The sequence below is a fragment of the Streptomyces peucetius genome, assembly GCF_025854275.1.
GTDB classification, from domain to species: Bacteria; Actinomycetota; Actinomycetes; order Streptomycetales; family Streptomycetaceae; genus Streptomyces; species Streptomyces peucetius_A.
This window is the reverse complement of the sequence record NZ_CP107567.1, coordinates 4,344,556-4,360,914: the sequence shown is the minus strand read 5'-3', so window position 1 is coordinate 4,360,914 and position 16,359 is coordinate 4,344,556. Positions and strand designations below refer to the sequence as shown.

Below are 16,359 nucleotides of genomic sequence, written 5' to 3'. Positions count from 1 at the left end.
CCCCGGCCTACTTCTCGGGCTTCTCGGCCGGCGGCGCCGCCGGCGCCACGGGCGTGGTCAGGAACTGCTTCCAGCCGCCCTTGGGCGCCTCGCCGACCTCGAGACCGCGCAGCTTTTCGAGAACCTTCGGGTCCTGCGCGTCCAGCCAGTCGACCAGCTGGCGGAAGGACACGCACTCCACCTCCCTCTGCACGCACACCGTCGCGATCGTCTCCTCGATGGCGCGCATGTATGTGCCGCCGTTCCAGGACTCGAAGTGGTTGCCGATGATCAGCGGCGCGCGATTGCCCTCGTAGGACCGTTGGAAGGCCTGGATGAGGCCGTCGCGCATCTGGTTGCCCCAGTACTCGTGCTTCGAGGGGTCGCCCTTGACGGTGCCGGACTGGTTGACCATGAAGTTGTAGTCCATCGACAGCGTTTCGAAGGCGCGCCCGGGGACGGGGACCAGTTGGAGCGAGAGGTCCCACAGGCCGAGTTCCTTCTCCGGCCAGACCTGGTTGTTGACGCCGCTGGTGTCGTAGCGGAAGCCAAGCTCGCTCGCGGCCCGCATGAAGTTCTTGCGTCCCTCCAGGCACGGCGTGCGGGCGCCGATGAGTTCCTTGTCGTAGTCGAAGGGGAGCGGCTCCATGGAGGCCAGGCCCGCGTTCGTCTTCCAGTTCTTGACGAACGACTTGGCCTGGCTGATCTCGCTCTTCCACTCCTCGACGGACCAGGTGCCGACCCCGCCGTCCTTGCCGCAGAAGTGGCCGTTGAAGTGCGTGCCCACCTCGTTTCCCTCCAGCCAGGCGGCACGGAGCTCACGGACGGTGTCCCTGACTCCCTCGATGTCGTTGAAGCCGATGTCGGAGCGGCCGGCCGCATGCTGCGGCGGGTGGTACATCGCCCGCTTCTCCTCGGGCAGGAGATAGACGCCGCTGAGGAAGTAGGTCATCGTCGCGTCGTACTTCTTGCCGACTTCGCGGAAGTGGGAGAACAGTTTCTGGCTGTCCTCACCGGCGCCGTCCCAGGAGAAGACGACGAACTGCGGCGGCTTCTGCCCGGGCTTCAGCCGTTTCGGCTCGAGCAGGCCGGGCTGCGCGCCCGTGAAGGCGGTTGACCCGTCGCCGATGAGCCGTACGGCACTCTTGGGGGCCGCGACGCCTTCCTTGCCCCCCGCGGCGCCTTCCTTGGCGGCCGGGCCACCTGGCGTCTCGCTGCCGCCGGGCCCGGAGCACCCGGCGAGACCTGCGATCAGCGCCGTGGCGACCGTGCCGACGACGACGAGTCTCTTCGTGGCGGCCAACATCCGCCCACCTCATTCCTGTGCCAATACGACTGTCTGACGACGGTGCATGCGGAGCCGTCAAAGTCGCATCGCGAAGGCGAGAGAGAACGGGCGACGAGCCGCGATGAAATGACTAATCACCAGATTGAGTGAGAGACTGCCCTATTTGCCTCGAAAATAATGCCGGAGTCTTTACTCTGCATTACGATCCATTTACTGAACGTTTAAGCATCCCGCCGCTGCATGCCGTGACCCACGGCCGCGCCCCCCATTTCCGCGACCGCGCTGCCCCGGAGGAGACGGGAACCATGTCCTGCGTCCCCACCCGCACCGACGATCCTTCTCACCAGCCAGAAAAGTCCTCGAAGCACCACCCCGCCCGGCCGGGCCGGCTGTCCCGCGCATCACGTTTCCAGCGTCCGCACGGCCCGCCGTCCGACGGCCGCCGCTTCCCCGTCCGGGGCGCCGATTTCTCCGCGTCGATCGCCGTCTTTCTGATCGCGCTGCCACTGTCCCTCGGCATCGCCCTGGCCACCGGCGCACCGCTCCAGGCCGGTCTCGTCGCAGCTGCTGTGGGCGGCATCGTCGCCGGCCGGCTCGGCGGATCGCCACTCCAGGTCAGCGGCCCCGCTGCCGGACTGACCGTGGTGACCGCGGAATTGATCCAGCATTATGGCTGGCGCACCACCTGCGCGATCACCGTCCTCGCCGGGTTGTGCCAGCTGGCCCTGGCCGCCCTGCGGGTCGCCCGCTCCGCCCTTGCCGTCAGTCCGGCGATCGTGCACGGCATGCTGGCAGGGATCGGCGTCACGATCGCCCTCGCCCAACTCCACATCGTCCTCGGCGGTATGCCGCAGAGCTCTGCCGTGAGCAACGTGGTCGCTCTGCCCGCCCGGTTGAGCGACCTGCATCCGGCCGCTCTCTCCGTCAGCATCCTGACCGTCGCCGTGCTGTTGATCTGGCCACGCGTCCCCGGCCGTGCCGGCAGGATCGTCCGGATCGTCCCGGCCGCCCTTGCCGCGGTGGCCGCGGCCACCGCGCTCGCGACGCTCGCGGACCTGCACCAACCGCGTGTCGACCTGCCGTCGTGGCGTTCGCACGCGTTGCCCGAGGTCCCCGAGGGGCCGGTCCTCGGCCTGCTCGCCGCGGTTCTCACCATCACGCTCGTCGCGAGCGTGGAGTCGCTGTTGTCGGCGGTCGCCATCGACAAGCTGGCCGCCGCCCGCAAGAAGCCGCGCGTCCGCCTTCCCCGCGCCGATCTCGACCGCGAACTCGCCGGTCAGGGCGCCGCGAACGTCGTCTCCGGCGCACTCGGAGGACTGCCGATCACTGGCGTCGCCGTGCGCAGCTCGGCCAATGTGGCCGCGGGCGCGGTCAGCCGTCACTCCACCATGCTGCACGGGCTGTGGATCGTGGTCGCGGCCCTGCTGCTGGTCCCGGTGCTCGATCTGATCCCGCTGGCCGCGCTGGCGGCGCTGGTCATGGTCGTGGGCGTGCAGATGGTCAACATCACCCATCTGCGCAGCGTCAGGAAGAACCGTGAGGTGCTCGTCTACGCGGCCACGCTGGGCGCGGTCGTCCTCACCGGCGTGCTGGAGGGCGTCGTCATCGGCATCGCGGTGGCCGTGGCGGTCGCGCTGCACCGGCTGACGCGGACCCGGATCACGGTGGAGGAGCAGGACGGCGTCCACAGGGTCCGCGCCCGGGGTCAGCTGACCTTCCTGGCCGTACCCAGACTGAGCAGAGTGCTGAGCCAGGTCCCGCCGGGAGCGCCGTGCGCGGTCGAGCTGGACGGTTCCTTCATGGACCACGCGGCGTACGAGGCCCTGCACGACTGGCAGACCGCGCACACCGCGCAGGGCGGCAAGGTGGAGGTGACCGGCCGGGCCGGGGGCCGGATCAGCGAGCCCGCCGACGAGACCCACGGCTGCTGCCGGCCGTGGACGCCTTGGCGCAACCATCACTGCGACGAGCGGCCTGGCGACACGGAGGCGCATCATCTCGCCAGCGGGCTCAGCTCCTTCCAGCGCAACACCGCTCCACTGGTACGCGACGAGCTGGCGCGGCTGGCGCGCGAGGGCCAGCGTCCGTCGCAGCTCTTCATCACCTGTGCGGACTCCCGCCTGGTGACCAGCATGATCACGGCAAGTGGTCCTGGCGACCTGTTCACCGTGCGCAACGTCGGCAATCTCGTGCCACCGCCCGGTGAGGAGAGTGCGGACGACTCCGTCGCGGCCGCGATCGAGTACGCGGTCGACATCCTCGGGGTGGACTCGATCACCGTCTGCGGGCACTCGGGTTGCGGGGCGATACAGGCGCTGCTGAACAGCCCGCCGGACGGTACCCGCACACCGCTCGCCCGCTGGCTGCGGCACGCCCGCCCCAGCCTGCGGCGGATGGAGAACCGCCACCGCGCCTGGGCCAGGATCTCCGGCCGTCTGCCGACCGACGCGGTGGAGCAACTGTGCCTGACCAATGTGGTCCAGCAGCTGGAGCACCTGCGGGCCCATGAGTCGGTGGCACGGCGGCTCGCGGAGGGGTCCCTCCAACTCCACGGGATGTATTTCCACGTCGGCGAGGCGCAGGCATACCTCCTCACCAGCACTGCGGAGCACGAGATCGAGGAGGTCTTCGACAAGGTGGCTCCGACCCCCTCGGCACTGGAGAAGTCCCGGGTCTGATCCGTGGCGGCGGGCCGTCCGCCCGGCCCGCCCGGGAAGTGTGGCTGAACCACCCGCACCCCGCGTCCGTGAGAACGTGTGGCCCCTCGTCCCCACCGCCCGGGGACGAGGGCGCCCACAGGTCTAAACCAATATCCGGAAGGCCCTTGTCACTCGGCCCGCTGGCTGATGAGCTATGGCTTGGGACACATACGCACGGAAGACGCCCTGGGAAAGGGAGATGTCGTGAGCAACGAAAGCCTGGCCAACCTTCTTAAGGAAGAGCGGCGGTTCGCCCCGCCGGCCGAGCTGGCGGCGAACGCCAACGTGACGGCGGAGGCGTACGAGCAGGCCGCGGCGGACAGGCTTGGCTTCTGGGCCGAGCAGGCGCGTCGGCTCAGTTGGGCCACCGAACCGACCGAGACCCTCGACTGGACCAACCCGCCCTTCGCGAAGTGGTTCGCCGACGGCAAGCTGAACGTGGCGTACAACTGCGTGGACCGCCATGTCGAGGCAGGCCATGGCGACCGTGTCGCCATCCACTTCGAGGGCGAGCCGGGCGACGGCCGTGCCATCACCTACGCGGAGCTCAAGGACGAGGTCTCCAGGGCCGCCAACGCCCTGCTCGAACTCGGTGTCCGCAAGGGCGACCGGGTCGCCGTGTATCTGCCGATGATCCCCGAGGCCGCCGTCGCGATGCTGGCCTGCGCCCGGATCGGCGCCGCACACTCCGTGGTCTTCGGCGGGTTCTCCGCGGACGCGGTGGCCTCCCGTATCCAGGACGCCGACGCCAAGCTCGTCATCACCTCCGACGGCGGTTACCGCCGCGGCAAGCCGAGCGCGCTCAAGCCCGCGATCGACGAGGCTGTGTCCCGCTGCCCGCAGGTCGAGCACGTGCTCGTCGTGCAGCGCACGGGTCAGGAGACGGCCTTCACCGAGGGGCGCGACGTCTGGTGGCACGACATCGTCGGCCGCCAGTCCCCGGAGCACACCCCCGAGGCCTTCGACGCCGAGCACCCGCTCTTCATCCTCTACACCTCGGGCACGACGGGTAAGCCGAAGGGCATCCTGCACACGTCCGGCGGCTACCTCACCCAGACGGCGTACACCCACCACGCCGTGTTCGACCTCAAGCCCGAGTCGGACGTCTACTGGTGCACGGCCGACATCGGCTGGGTGACCGGCCACTCGTACATCGTGTACGGCCCCCTGGCCAACGGCGCGACACAGGTGATGTACGAGGGCACCCCGGACACCCCGCACCAGGGCCGCTTCTGGGAGATCGTCCAGAAGTACGGCGTCACGATCCTCTACACCGCGCCCACCGCGATCCGTACGTTCATGAAGTGGGGCGACGACATCCCCGCCAAGTTCGACCTGAGCAGCCTGCGGGTCCTCGGGTCGGTCGGTGAGCCGATCAACCCGGAGGCGTGGATCTGGTACCGGGAGAACATCGGCGCGGGCAAGACCCCGGTCGTCGACACCTGGTGGCAGACGGAGACCGGCGCCATGATGATCTCGCCGCTGCCGGGTGTCACCGCCGCCAAGCCGGGCTCCGCGCAGCGCCCCCTCCCCGGCATCTCGGCCACCGTCGTGGACGACGAGGCGAACGAGGTGCCCAACGGGGGCGGCGGCTATCTGGTCCTCACCGAGCCGTGGCCGTCGATGCTGCGCACCATCTGGGGCGACGACCAGCGCTTCCTCGACACGTACTGGTCGCGTTTCGAGGGCAAGTACTTCGCCGGTGACGGTGCCAAGAAGGACGACGACGGCGACATCTGGCTGCTCGGCCGGGTCGACGACGTGATGCTCGTCTCCGGTCACAACATCTCGACCACCGAAGTCGAGTCGGCGCTGGTCTCGCACCCGAAGGTCGCGGAGGCCGCGGTGGTGGGCGCGACGGATGAAACCACCGGACAGGCCATCGTCGCCTTCGTGATCCTGCGCGGGACGGCGAGCGAGGACGACAGCCTCGTGAACGACCTGCGCAACCACGTCGGCGCGACGCTGGGGCCGATCGCGAAGCCGAAGCGGATCCTCCCGGTGGCCGAGCTGCCGAAGACCCGCTCCGGCAAGATCATGCGCCGGCTGCTGCGCGACGTGGCGGAGAACCGCCAGCTGGGAGACGTCACCACGTTGACGGACTCCTCGGTGATGGACCTCATCCAGTCGAAGCTGCCCAGCGCACCCAGCGAGGAGTGACCAAGGGTAACCACCGAGCGCAGGCCCCGGCACGCCGCGCCGGGGCCTGCGCATGCCCACTGCCCGCTCACCCACCGTGACCGAGCGGGCTTGGGTAGAGTGAAGAGCGCGTCAGCAAGGTGACGTAGATCCAAGGTGCGCCGGGAAGTCTGGTCGGCAAGCTTGTTGTGCTGCCCCCGACCGGAGGTTTCGTCCCGTGGTTCCGCCCAGTACCGACCGCAAGTTCCTCGGCCGCCTGTCCCTTCCCGAGCGGAACTACGTCGCCGAAGCCCTGCGTACCGAGACCGTGGGCGGCATGCTGCTCCTGCTCGCGGCGGTCGTGGCGCTGATCTGGGCGAATTCGCCCCTCGGAGACAGCTACGCCTCCGTACGCGACTTCCATATAGGCCCCGCCTCGCTCCACCTCGATCTGTCGATCCAGCACTGGGCCGCCGACGGACTGCTCGCCATCTTCTTCTTCGTCGCGGGCATAGAACTCAAGCGAGAACTGGTCGCCGGTGAACTGAGCGACCGCAAGGCGGCCGCCCTTCCCGTGATCGCCGCGCTCTGCGGCATGGTGATGCCGGCGCTCGTCTACCTGGTGGTCACCTTGGTCGGCGGGGGCTCCACCGACGGCTGGGCCGTACCGACCGCCACCGACATCGCGTTCGCGCTGGCCGTGCTCGCCGTCATCGGAACATCGCTGCCGTCGGCGCTTCGCGCCTTCCTGCTGACGCTGGCCGTCGTCGACGATCTCTTCGCGATCCTGATCATCGCGGTCTTCTTCACGAGCGACCTGAACTTCATGGCCCTCGGCGGAGCCTTCGTCGGTCTGGCCGTGTTCTGGCTGCTGCTGCGCAAGGGCGTCCGCGGTTGGTACGTGTACGTGCCCCTCGCGGTGGTCATCTGGGGCCTGATGTACAACAGCGGTGTCCACGCCACCATCGCCGGTGTCGCGATGGGCCTGATGCTGCGCTGCGCCCGCCGCGAGGGCGAGGAGTACTCACCGGGCGAGCACATCGAGCATCTCGTCCGCCCCCTCTCCGCCGGCTTCGCCGTACCGCTGTTCGCGCTGTTCTCGGCCGGGGTGGCCGTCACCGGTGACTCGCTCACCCACGTGTTCACCAAGCCCGAGACCCTCGGCGTCGTCCTCGGTCTGGTGGTCGGCAAGGCGCTCGGCATCTTCGGCGGCACCTGGCTGGCAGCGCGCTTCACCAAGGCGGAGCTCAACGAGGACCTGGCCTGGCCCGACGTTCTGGCGCTCGCCACGCTCGCCGGCATCGGCTTCACCGTCTCGCTGCTCATCGGCGAGCTCGCCTTCACCGGCAACGCGACGCTGACGGACGAGGTCAAGGCCGCGGTGCTGTTCGGCTCGCTGATCGCCGCGATCTTCGCCTCGATCCTGCTGAAGATGCGGGTACGCACCTACCAGGCGCTGGCGGCCGAGGAGGAGCGCGACGAGGACATGTCCGGGATCCCGGACATCTACGAGGAGGAAGACCCCGCGTACCACCTGCGGATGGCCGCGATCTACGAGAAGAAGGCAGCGGAACACCGCAGAAAGGCGGAAGCGGCCGCGGTGTCGAGCGACAACGGCGACCGTCCGGCATGATCTGACATCGGACCGTACGAACACCGGACCCGTGGAAGAGGAGAGGGAGTCAGCGATGAGCGATCCCGGCAACACCACAGCCAACGCTGCAGGTGCCGACCGCAGCCTCGGCCAGCTGGTCGCCTCGGCGACCGCCGAGATGTCCGCGCTAATGCACGACGAGATCGCGCTGGCCAAGGCCCAGTTGCGCCAGGACGCCAAGAAGGCCGGGATCGGCGGGGTGGTCCTGCTCGTAGCCGGTGTCCTGCTGCTCTTCTCGCTGCCCATGCTGAGTTTCGCCCTCGCCTACGGCTTCAGGACCTGGACCGGCTGGAATCTGGCGTTGTGCTTCCTGCTGTCGTTCGCGGTGAACGTCGTCGTCGCCGCGTTGTTCGGCCTGATCGGCATGGTCTTCCTCAAGAAGGCGAAGAAGGGCAAGGGGCCTCAGAAGGCCGTCGCGTCGGCCAAGGAGTCCGCCGCCCTGCTCGGTAACGCCAAGCCGCATCCGCGCGGCGTGGTACTGGCCAAGCCCTCGGACAGCACGGTGTCGGACCGGGTATCGGACAAGGTTTCGGCGTGACCCCGGGCCCGGGCGTGGCGAACACCGCCGCCCGGGTTGTGGCACGCTCATCGCATGACGGTCCCTGATTCCGCCCCCGGCAGCCTCGGCGCTCCCGGCAGCCCCGTACGCATCGACGGTCCCTGGACCCACCGCGACGTGGCGGCCAACGGCGCCCGCTTCCACATCGCCGAGATGGGCGACGGACCGTTGGTGATGCTGCTGCACGGCTTCCCGCAGTTCTGGTGGACCTGGCGGCATCAGCTGACGGCGCTCGCCGACGCCGGCTTCAGAGCCGTGGCCATGGACCTGCGCGGCGTGGGCGGCAGCGACCGTACGCCGCGGGGATACGACCCGGCCAACCTGGCGCTCGACATCACCGGTGTCGTGCGGTCGCTGGGTGAGCCCGACGCCGCCCTGGTCGGGCACGATCTGGGTGGATACCTGGCGTGGACGGCGGCCGTGATGCGGCCCAAGCTGGTGCGCCGGCTGGCGGTGTCGTCGATGCCGCACCCGCGGCGCTGGCGGGCCGCGATGCTGTCGGACTTCGCACAGAGCCGCGCCGGCTCCCACGTGTGGGGTTTCCAGCGGCCCTGGCTGCCGGAGCGGCAACTGGTCGCGGACGACGCGGCCTTGGTGGGCGAGCTGATCGAGAGCTGGTCCGGACCGCAGCCGCTCGACGAGGAGGCCGTCGAGGTCTACCGGCGGGCGATGTGCATCCCTTCGACCGCGCACTGTTCGATCGAGCCCTACCGCTGGATGGTGCGGTCGCTCGCCCGTCCGGACGGGATCCAGTTCAACCGCCGGATGAAGCGCCCGGTGCGGGTCCCTACACTGCATCTGCACGGCTCACTCGATCCGGCGATGCGGACGCGCAGTGCGGCCGGTTCGGGCGAGTACGTCGAAGCGCCGTACCGGTGGCGGCTGTTCGACGGCCTCGGACACTTCCCCCACGAGGAGGACCCGGTGGCCTTCTCGAACGAGCTGATCAACTGGCTCAAGGACCCCGAGCCCGACCGGTAGGCCCCGGGGGATTTCACCCACCGGAAGAACGCCGGAGGAACGGTTGTCCTACGAACAGCCAAATGCCTGGCGCATAAGCCAATTGGCCGTCCCCGGCACGGTTACCGACCATGAGGCACGGGCACACGTCCGGGTATGGGCTGGACGCACGACTACGGTGACGCAGCACGCAACCGCCGCTCGGCCAGTGGGCCGATCATCCACGAGACAGGTGGCCTTCCGAGCGAAGACCATGAGCATCCGGGGCAGGGGATGGGAATGGGGATTCCGCGCATCCTGAGGCGCCGCGCGCGCTGGGTGTCGGCGCGCCTGCGGCATCACCCCAGGGACTGACCCTGCGCCACCGCGCCGCTACAGCGCGCAGCCCTGGCTGTCCACTTGCTGGTTGGCGCTGCGGCCGAGCTCGATGTCCTGGCGGATCTCGTCCGCCGTCAGGGCGTATCCGGTGTCCGCGTCGTCCAGGGACCTGGCGAAGATGACTCCGTAGACCTTGCCGTCCGTGGTGAGCAGCGGGCCGCCGGAGTTGCCCTGGCGCACGGTCGCGAACAGCGAGTAGACGTCGCGGCGGACGGTGCCCCGGTGGTAGATGTCGGGGCCGTTGGCGTTGATCCGTCCGCGGACGCGGGCGGAACGCACGTCGTACGAGCCGTTCTCCGGGAAGCCGGCGACGATGGCGCTGTCGCCGCTCTCGGCGTCGCCCTCCTCGAAGTCGGTGAACTCGAGCGGGCGCGCCTGGAGGTCCGGGACGTCCAGGACGGCGATGTCGCGCTGCCAGTCGTAGAGGACGACCTTGGCGTCGTAGAGTCGGCCTTCGCCGCCTATCTGCACCGTCGGTTCATCGACACCGCCGACGACATGAGCGTTGGTCATCACACGGCGCTCGTCGAAGACGAAGCCCGTGCCTTCGAGGACCTTGCCGCAGCTCGGGGCCGTACCGACGACCTTGACGATGGACTGCTTGGCGCGCTCGGCGACGGGGCTGCCGACGAGCGCCGGGTCCGGCGCCTGCACCTCGGTGATGGGCTCGTTGGCGAACGGGCTGAAGACCTGGGGGAAGCCGTTCTGGGCGAGCACGGAGGAGAAGTCCGTGAACCAGGTGTTGGCCTGATCGGGCATCACCCGGGACACGCCGAGCAGCACCTTCGAACTGCGCACCTCCTTGCCCAGGGTGGGCAGGGAGGTGCCGGCGAGCGCCGAACCGATCAGCCAGGCGACCAGCAGCATCGCGACGACATTGACGAGCGCGCCGCCGGTGGCGTCCAGCGCACGGGCGGGCGACCAGGTGATGAACCTGCGCAGTTTGTTGCCGAGATGGGTCGTGAACGCCTGGCCGACAGAGGCACAGACGATCACGATGACGACCGCGACTATCGCGGCCGTGGTGGACACTTCCGAGTCGTCGGTGAGCGCGTCCCAGATCACCGGAAGCAGGTAGACCGCGACGAGTCCGCCGCCGAGGAAGCCGATCACCGACAGGATGCCGACGACGAAGCCCTGGCGGTAGCCGACGATCGCGAACCACACGGCGGCGACCAGCAGCAGGATGTCCAGCACGTTCACCGTCATTTGCCTCGCAGTGTCGTCGCCGGTGCTCTGTCCGGCTGGGGTGGGGCCACGGCGCGTCGCCGCGTTCTGATGTCACGCCCCCGCCGGGAGGGCATCACTGGGTCAGCCTGTCATGCGTGCCAGTCCAGCGGGACCTGCTTGGCGCGGTCCCATGGTCGCTCCCAGCCCGCGAAGTGCAGGATCCGGTCGATCACACCGGCCGTGAACCCCCAGACCAGAGCGCCTTCGACGGTGAACGCCGGCCCGGCGTGGCCGCGAGGGTGCACGGCCGTCGCACGGTTCGCCGGGTCCGTGAGGTCTGCCACGGGCACGGTGAAGACCCGTGCGGTCTCGGCGGGGTCGACCGCTCCGACCGGGCTGGGGTCGCGCCACCATCCCAGTACGGGCGTCACGACGAAACTGCTCACCGGGATGTAGAGCTTGGGCAGCACGCCGAACGTCTGGACTCCCGCCGGGTCCAGCCCGGTCTCCTCCCGGGCCTCGCGCAGCGCCGCCCGCAGCGGGCCGGTCGTCGCCGGGTCGCCGTCCTCGGGGTCGAGCGCGCCTCCGGGGAAGGAAGGCTGTCCCGCATGCGAGCGCAGGGTGCCCGCGCGTTCCATGAGCAGCAGTTCGGGCCCCTTGGCGCCCTCCCCGAAGAGAACCAGGACGGCGGACTGGCGGCCGTGTCCGCTCTCGGGCGGCAGAAAGCGGCTGAGCTGGTGCGGCTCCACGGTTTCGGCGGCACGCACCACGGGGTCGAGCCACTCGGGCAGCCCTTCGGTGGTGACGACAACGTCACCGTCGACGACCACCTCGCCGTCGCCGTGCTGTTCGTATCGCTGGTACGTCGCTTCTCCCGTACGTGTCATCGGCACCCCCCCACGCACAACGTCATAAGGGGCCTCGATCGTTCCGCACGCGGCTCGGTCACCCGATCGCGCCCAGTGCCGGGGCCGGTTTGCCCGGGTAGTCCGGGGGTGGCTTGAGCCGCTGGCCCGGCTGGCCGCCCTTCTCGTACTTCAGAAGCTTCCTGGCCTTCTCCGGGTCGGTCTCGCCCTCCCCGTACGCAGGGCAGAGGTGCGTGATCGGGCAGGCACCGCAGGCCGGCCTGCGGGCGTGGCAGATGCGGCGGCCGTGGAAAATCACCCGGTGGGAGAGCATGGTCCACTCACTCTTCGGGAAGATCGTGGCGATCTCTGCCTCGATCTTCACGGGGTCGTCCTGGTCGGTCCACTTCCAGCGCCGTGCCAGCCGCATGAAGTGGGTGTCCACGGTGATGCCGGGCACGCCGAACGCGTTGCCGAGGACGACGAACGCCGTCTTGCGGCCCACGCCGGGCAGACCGACCAGGTCCTCCAGCCGGCCGGGGACCTCGCCGCCGAAGTCGTCCCGGAGGGCGGCGGACAGCCCCATGATCGACTTGGTCTTGGCGCGGAAGAACCCCGTCGGGCGGATGATCTCCTCGACCGCCTCGGGATCCGCCGCCGCCAGGTCCTCGGGGGTGGGGTACTTGGCGAACAGGGCGGGCGTCGTCTGGTTGACCCGGAGGTCGGTGGTCTGCGCGGACAGAACCGTCGCTATCAGCAGCTGGAAGGCGTTCTCGAAGTCGAGCTCCGGATGCGCGTACGGGTACACCTCGGCGAGCTCGCGGTTGATGCGGCGGGCGCGCCGGACCATGGCCAGACGCGTTTCCGGTTTGGGCGTTTTACCCCTTTTGCCCCGAGTCGGCGACGACTGTTCGCCCACAGCGGAATTCTCCTTACCGGACACGCTCCCAGCCCCCTCGGCCTGTGCTCTCACCGGCGAATTGGACACCCGGCCAGCCTAAAGGCCCCCACCGACATCCGCCCCGGTCGCCCGTAATCAGGACCCGATCGGGCCCCTGCCGTAGGGAGAGACGCGTCAGTACGTCAAACTTGTTGTGACTGATCGCACGATTGTTTACCACCAGGGCGCGTGCCCTGGTGAGCCCCATGGGGGCACAGTGTCCCCGGGCCGGCACAGCACAGTCCGGCATCATGGGACCAACGTCCCCTGAGCAGGTCGACAAGGAGAGAACTCGTGGACGACGTTCTGCGGCGCGCCCCGCTCTTCGCGGCGCTCGATGACGAGCAGGCCGCGGAGCTCCGCGCCTCGATGAGTGAAGCGACGCTCGCCCGCGGCGACGCGCTCTTCCACGAGGGCGAACCGGGCGACCGCCTCTACGTGGTCACCGAAGGCAAGGTCAAGCTCCACCGCACCTCCCCCGACGGCCGCGAGAACATGCTCGCGGTCCTCGGCCCCGGCGAGCTGATCGGCGAGCTGTCCCTCTTCGACCCGGGCCCGCGCACCGCGACCGCCACCGCGCTGACCGAGGTCAAGCTCCTCGGTCTCGGCCACGGTGACCTCCAGCCCTGGCTGAACGTCCGGCCCGAGGTGGCCACGGCGCTGCTGCGCGCGGTCGCCCGCCGGCTCCGCAAGACCAACGACCAGATGTCCGACCTGGTCTTCTCCGACGTGCCGGGCCGTGTCGCCCGGGCGCTCCTCGACCTGTCGCGCCGTTTCGGCGTGCAGTCGGAGGAGGGCATCCACGTCGTCCACGACCTCACCCAGGAAGAGCTGGCCCAGCTGGTCGGTGCCTCCCGCGAGACCGTGAACAAGGCGCTGGCCGACTTCGCACAGCGGGGCTGGCTCCGCCTGGAGGCCCGTGCGGTGATCCTGCTCGACGTGGAGCGCCTGGCCAAGCGTTCGCGCTGACGTCACCGGCCCAGACACACCCTGTTCGACGCGAAGGGGCCGCCCGCATGATGCGGGCGGCCCCTTCGCGCTCGGACGCGTCCGTGGCTGCCGGAGCGGCACGCCGCTAGCCGGGCCCGATGAGTCCGTGGTCGCGCAGGTATTCGAGCTGTGCCCGCACAGACAGCTCCGCGGCCGGCCACAGGGACCTGTCCACCCCCGCGTACACCTGCGCCACGACCTCGAAGGGCGTGGTGCAGCCGTTCTCGACCGCCGTCTCCACCTGTGCGAGGCGGCTCGCGCGGTGCGCGAGGTAGAACTCGACGGCGCCCTGGGCGTCGTCCAGCACGGGGCCGTGACCGGGCAGCACGGTGCGGATGCCGTCGTCGACGGTGAGCGAGCGCAGGCGCCGCAGCGAGTCGAGGTAGTCGCCGAGCCGGCCGTCGGGGTGGGCGACGACGGTCGTGCCGCGTCCGAGGACCGTGTCTCCGGTGAGCACGGCCCGGTCGGCCGGCAGATGGAAGCTGAGCGAGTCCCCGGTGTGGCCGGGCGTGGGGACGACCCGCATCTCCAGCCCGCCCGTGGTGATCACATCGCCGGGGGCGAGCCCTTCGTCGCCGAGCCGCAGCGCCGGGTCCAGGGCCCGGACGTTCGTACGGGTCAGTTCCGCGAAGCGCGAGGCCCCTTCGGCGTGGTCGGGGTGGCCGTGGGTGAGCAGGGTGAGGGCGATCCGCTTGCCCGCACGTTCGGCAGTGTCGATGACGGCCCGCAGATGGCCCTCGTCGAGCGGGCCCGGGTCGACGACGACCGCGAGTCCGGAGCCCGGCTCGGAGACGATCCAGGTGTTGGTGCCGTCGAGGGTCATCGCGGACGGGTTCGGGGCGAGGACGTTCACGGCACGGGTGGTGGCCGGCCCCGACAGCACACCGCCGCGGGGCTGTCCCGGCAGAGTGCCGGCGTCGGTCATCGCGGGCCTCCGGTGGGCACGTGCTTGGTGAACTCGTCGTGCCCCGGCCAGCTCAGGACGACCTCCCCGCCCTCCAGCCGGGCCTGGGCCAGCACCGGGGCGAGGTCCTGGTCCGCCGCCGCCTCCAGGGCCTGCGCGGCCGTGCCGTACGGCTCGAGCGTGCGGAGCGTCGCGATGGTCGGCGGCATCATCAGCAGGTCGCCCTTGTCGTATCCGGCCGTGGCCTGCGAGGGGCTGATCCAGACGGTGCTCTCCGCCTCCGTGGAGGCGTTGCGGGTGCGCTGTCCCTCGGGGAGCGCGGCCACGAAGAACCAGGTGTCGTACCGGCGGGGCTCGAACTCCGGCGTGATCCAGCGCGCCCAAGCGCCCAGCAGGTCGGAGCGGAGCACCAGCCCCCTGCGGTCCAGGAAGTCCGCGAACGACAGGCCACGGTCGACCAGTGCCTGCCGGTCCGCCTCCCAGTCGTCGCCCGTCGTGTCGCCGACGACCGTGTCGTGGGTGGGCCCGGCCAGCAGGACGCCCGCTTCCTCGAACGTCTCGCGGACCGCCGCGCACACGATGGCCTGGGCGGAGGCGGTGTCGTCCGCCCCGAGGCGCTCCGCCCAGACCCCCAGGGAGGGGCCGGCCCAGCGCACCGGGCGGTCGTCGCGGGGGTCCACACCGCCGCCCGGGTAGGCGTACGCCCCTCCGGCGAAGGCCATGGAGGTGCGGCGGCGGAGCATGTGGACAGCGGTGCCGTCGGCCGTGTCGCGCAGCAGCATGACCGTGGCGGCCCGCTTGGGGGCCACGGCAGTGAGCTCACCGCTCGCGAGGGCGCGGATGCGGTCGGGCCATTCCGGCGGGTACCACTGACCATTGGACATGGCCGGATGCTATGCGCTTCCGCGCCGATGTTCGAGAGCCTCCTTCCCGGCACGGGACGGCCGGCCCCGTGGTGCGGGCACCTGCCGACGACAGCGGTGTCGGGGCGTCCCCGCCGAGCCCACGGGCCCGGCGTACCGCGGGTCGGCCGAGCCCACGGGCCCGGCCGACCCGGGGTATGGCGACGGCCCCGTACCCGCCGGGGCGGCGGGCACGGGGCCGTCCTCGTACTGAGGAGCCGTTCTGTCAGCAGCCGTCCTGGACGAGCTCCACCTGGATCTCGACCTCGACCGGGGCGTCCAGCGGCAGCACCGCGACACCGACCGCGCTGCGCGCGTGGACTCCCTTGTCGCCGAGCAGCTCGCCGAGCAGCTCGCTGGCGCCGTTGAGGACGGCGGGCTGGCCGGTGAAGTCGGCGGCGGACGCCACGAAGCCGACGACCTTCACCACACGCGCGATGCGGTCCAGATCACCGACGACCGACTTCACGGCCGCCAGGGCGTTCAACGCACAGGTGCGGGCAAGCTCCTTGGCCTCCTCGGGGGTGACCTCGGCCCCGACCTTGCCGGTCACCGGAAGCTTGCCCTCCACCATCGGGAGCTGGCCCGCGGTGTAGACGTACGCTCCGGAGACCACCGCCGGCTGGTACGCGGCCAGCGGCGGCACGACCTCCGGCAGCTTCAGTCCGAGCTCGGCGAGCCGGGCGTCGACGACGCCGCTCACGAGGACTTCTCCCGCTTCAGGTAGGCCACGAGCTGCTCGGGGTTGTTGGGCCCGGGCACGACCTGGACCAGCTCCCAGCCGTCCTCACCCCAGGTGTCCAGAATCTGCTTCGTCGCGTGCACGAGAAGGGGCACGGTCGCGTATTCCCACTTGGTCATGGAGCCGACTGTAGCCGCACCCCCGGCATGGTCCGTGACGCAGCCCGACGGTTGCGTGACGCAAGCCGCAGGCAGCCTCGTGCGTACGGCGGGGCACCACTGGTTAGGCTCG

15 protein-coding genes are annotated in these 16,359 nt (G+C 70.0%); 7 read left to right on the top strand and 8 right to left on the bottom strand.

All coding sequences use genetic code 11. The features are described from left to right. Positions 1–7: 7 nt before the first annotated feature. Entirely contained in the window at positions 8–1,285 is a 1,278-nt protein-coding gene (locus OGH68_RS20100) for a hypothetical protein (RefSeq protein ID WP_264245902.1), read from the bottom strand. Positions 1,286–1,572: 287 nt separating this feature from the next. On the opposite strand from OGH68_RS20100, the gene OGH68_RS20095 reads away from it, so the two are divergent. The 6 genes from OGH68_RS20095 to OGH68_RS20070 all read left to right on the top strand — a co-directional run bounded on the left by OGH68_RS20095 (position 1,573) and on the right by OGH68_RS20070 (position 9,611). Then, on the top strand, positions 1,573–3,945 hold the full coding sequence (locus OGH68_RS20095; protein WP_264245899.1) for a bifunctional SulP family inorganic anion transporter/carbonic anhydrase: 2,373 nt from the start codon (positions 1,573–1,575) through the stop codon (positions 3,943–3,945). Positions 3,946–4,170: 225 nt separating this feature from the next. Beyond that, on the top strand, positions 4,171–6,126 hold the full coding sequence (gene acs / locus OGH68_RS20090) for an acetate--CoA ligase (protein ID WP_264245897.1): 1,956 nt from the start codon (positions 4,171–4,173) through the stop codon (positions 6,124–6,126). Between the two features lie 196 nt (positions 6,127–6,322). Beyond that, on the top strand, positions 6,323–7,717 hold the full coding sequence (gene nhaA, locus OGH68_RS20085) for a Na+/H+ antiporter NhaA (RefSeq protein ID WP_264245895.1): 1,395 nt from the start codon (positions 6,323–6,325) through the stop codon (positions 7,715–7,717). Between the two features lie 55 nt (positions 7,718–7,772). Next, on the top strand, positions 7,773–8,276 hold the full coding sequence (locus OGH68_RS20080) for a phage holin family protein (protein WP_264245893.1): 504 nt from the start codon (positions 7,773–7,775) through the stop codon (positions 8,274–8,276). A gap of 54 nt (positions 8,277–8,330) precedes the next feature. Next, positions 8,331–9,278, top strand: coding sequence for an alpha/beta fold hydrolase (locus tag OGH68_RS20075; RefSeq protein WP_264245891.1), 948 nt, complete (start codon positions 8,331–8,333; stop codon positions 9,276–9,278). Positions 9,279–9,413: 135 nt separating this feature from the next. Next, on the top strand, positions 9,414–9,611 hold the full coding sequence (locus tag OGH68_RS20070; RefSeq protein WP_264245889.1) for a hypothetical protein: 198 nt from the start codon (positions 9,414–9,416) through the stop codon (positions 9,609–9,611). Between the two features lie 18 nt (positions 9,612–9,629). Here OGH68_RS20070 and OGH68_RS20065 read toward each other — a convergent pair whose 3' ends face one another. The 3 genes from OGH68_RS20065 to nth all read right to left on the bottom strand — a co-directional run bounded on the left by OGH68_RS20065 (position 9,630) and on the right by nth (position 12,593). Then, complete coding sequence (locus tag OGH68_RS20065; RefSeq protein ID WP_264250185.1) at positions 9,630–10,838, bottom strand: MarP family serine protease; 1,209 nt, start codon at positions 10,836–10,838, stop codon at positions 9,630–9,632. A 116-nt stretch (positions 10,839–10,954) separates the two neighbouring features. Further along, a complete protein-coding gene (locus tag OGH68_RS20060; protein WP_264245887.1) occupies positions 10,955–11,692 on the bottom strand; it encodes an NUDIX hydrolase in 738 nt (245 codons plus the stop codon). A gap of 58 nt (positions 11,693–11,750) precedes the next feature. After that, entirely contained in the window at positions 11,751–12,593 is an 843-nt protein-coding gene (gene nth, locus OGH68_RS20055; protein WP_413471009.1) for an endonuclease III, read from the bottom strand. A 291-nt stretch (positions 12,594–12,884) separates the two neighbouring features. Between nth and OGH68_RS20050 the strand changes: the two genes are divergently transcribed. Continuing rightward, on the top strand, positions 12,885–13,559 hold the full coding sequence (locus tag OGH68_RS20050; protein WP_005314425.1) for a Crp/Fnr family transcriptional regulator: 675 nt from the start codon (positions 12,885–12,887) through the stop codon (positions 13,557–13,559). Between the two features lie 106 nt (positions 13,560–13,665). Here OGH68_RS20050 and OGH68_RS20045 read toward each other — a convergent pair whose 3' ends face one another. The 4 genes from OGH68_RS20045 to OGH68_RS20030 form a co-directional block, all read right to left on the bottom strand. Beyond that, positions 13,666–14,505, bottom strand: a complete 840-nt coding sequence (locus OGH68_RS20045; RefSeq protein WP_264245882.1) for an MBL fold metallo-hydrolase — start codon at positions 14,503–14,505, stop codon at positions 13,666–13,668. Continuing rightward, positions 14,502–15,368: an NUDIX hydrolase gene (locus OGH68_RS20040; protein ID WP_264245880.1), complete on the bottom strand. Its 867-nt coding sequence runs from the start codon at positions 15,366–15,368 to the stop codon at positions 14,502–14,504. Before OGH68_RS20040 ends, OGH68_RS20045 begins: the two co-directional genes overlap by 4 nt. 244 nt (positions 15,369–15,612) lie before the next feature. Further along, the gene (locus tag OGH68_RS20035) at positions 15,613–16,089 is read right to left on the bottom strand and encodes a RidA family protein (RefSeq protein WP_264245878.1); all 477 of its coding nucleotides are present in this window, start codon (positions 16,087–16,089) and stop codon (positions 15,613–15,615) included. Next, positions 16,086–16,247 (bottom strand): DUF4177 domain-containing protein, encoded by a 162-nt coding sequence (locus tag OGH68_RS20030; protein ID WP_005314434.1) that lies wholly within the window; start codon positions 16,245–16,247, stop codon positions 16,086–16,088. Before OGH68_RS20030 ends, OGH68_RS20035 begins: the two co-directional genes overlap by 4 nt. Positions 16,248–16,359: the final 112 nt, after the last annotated feature.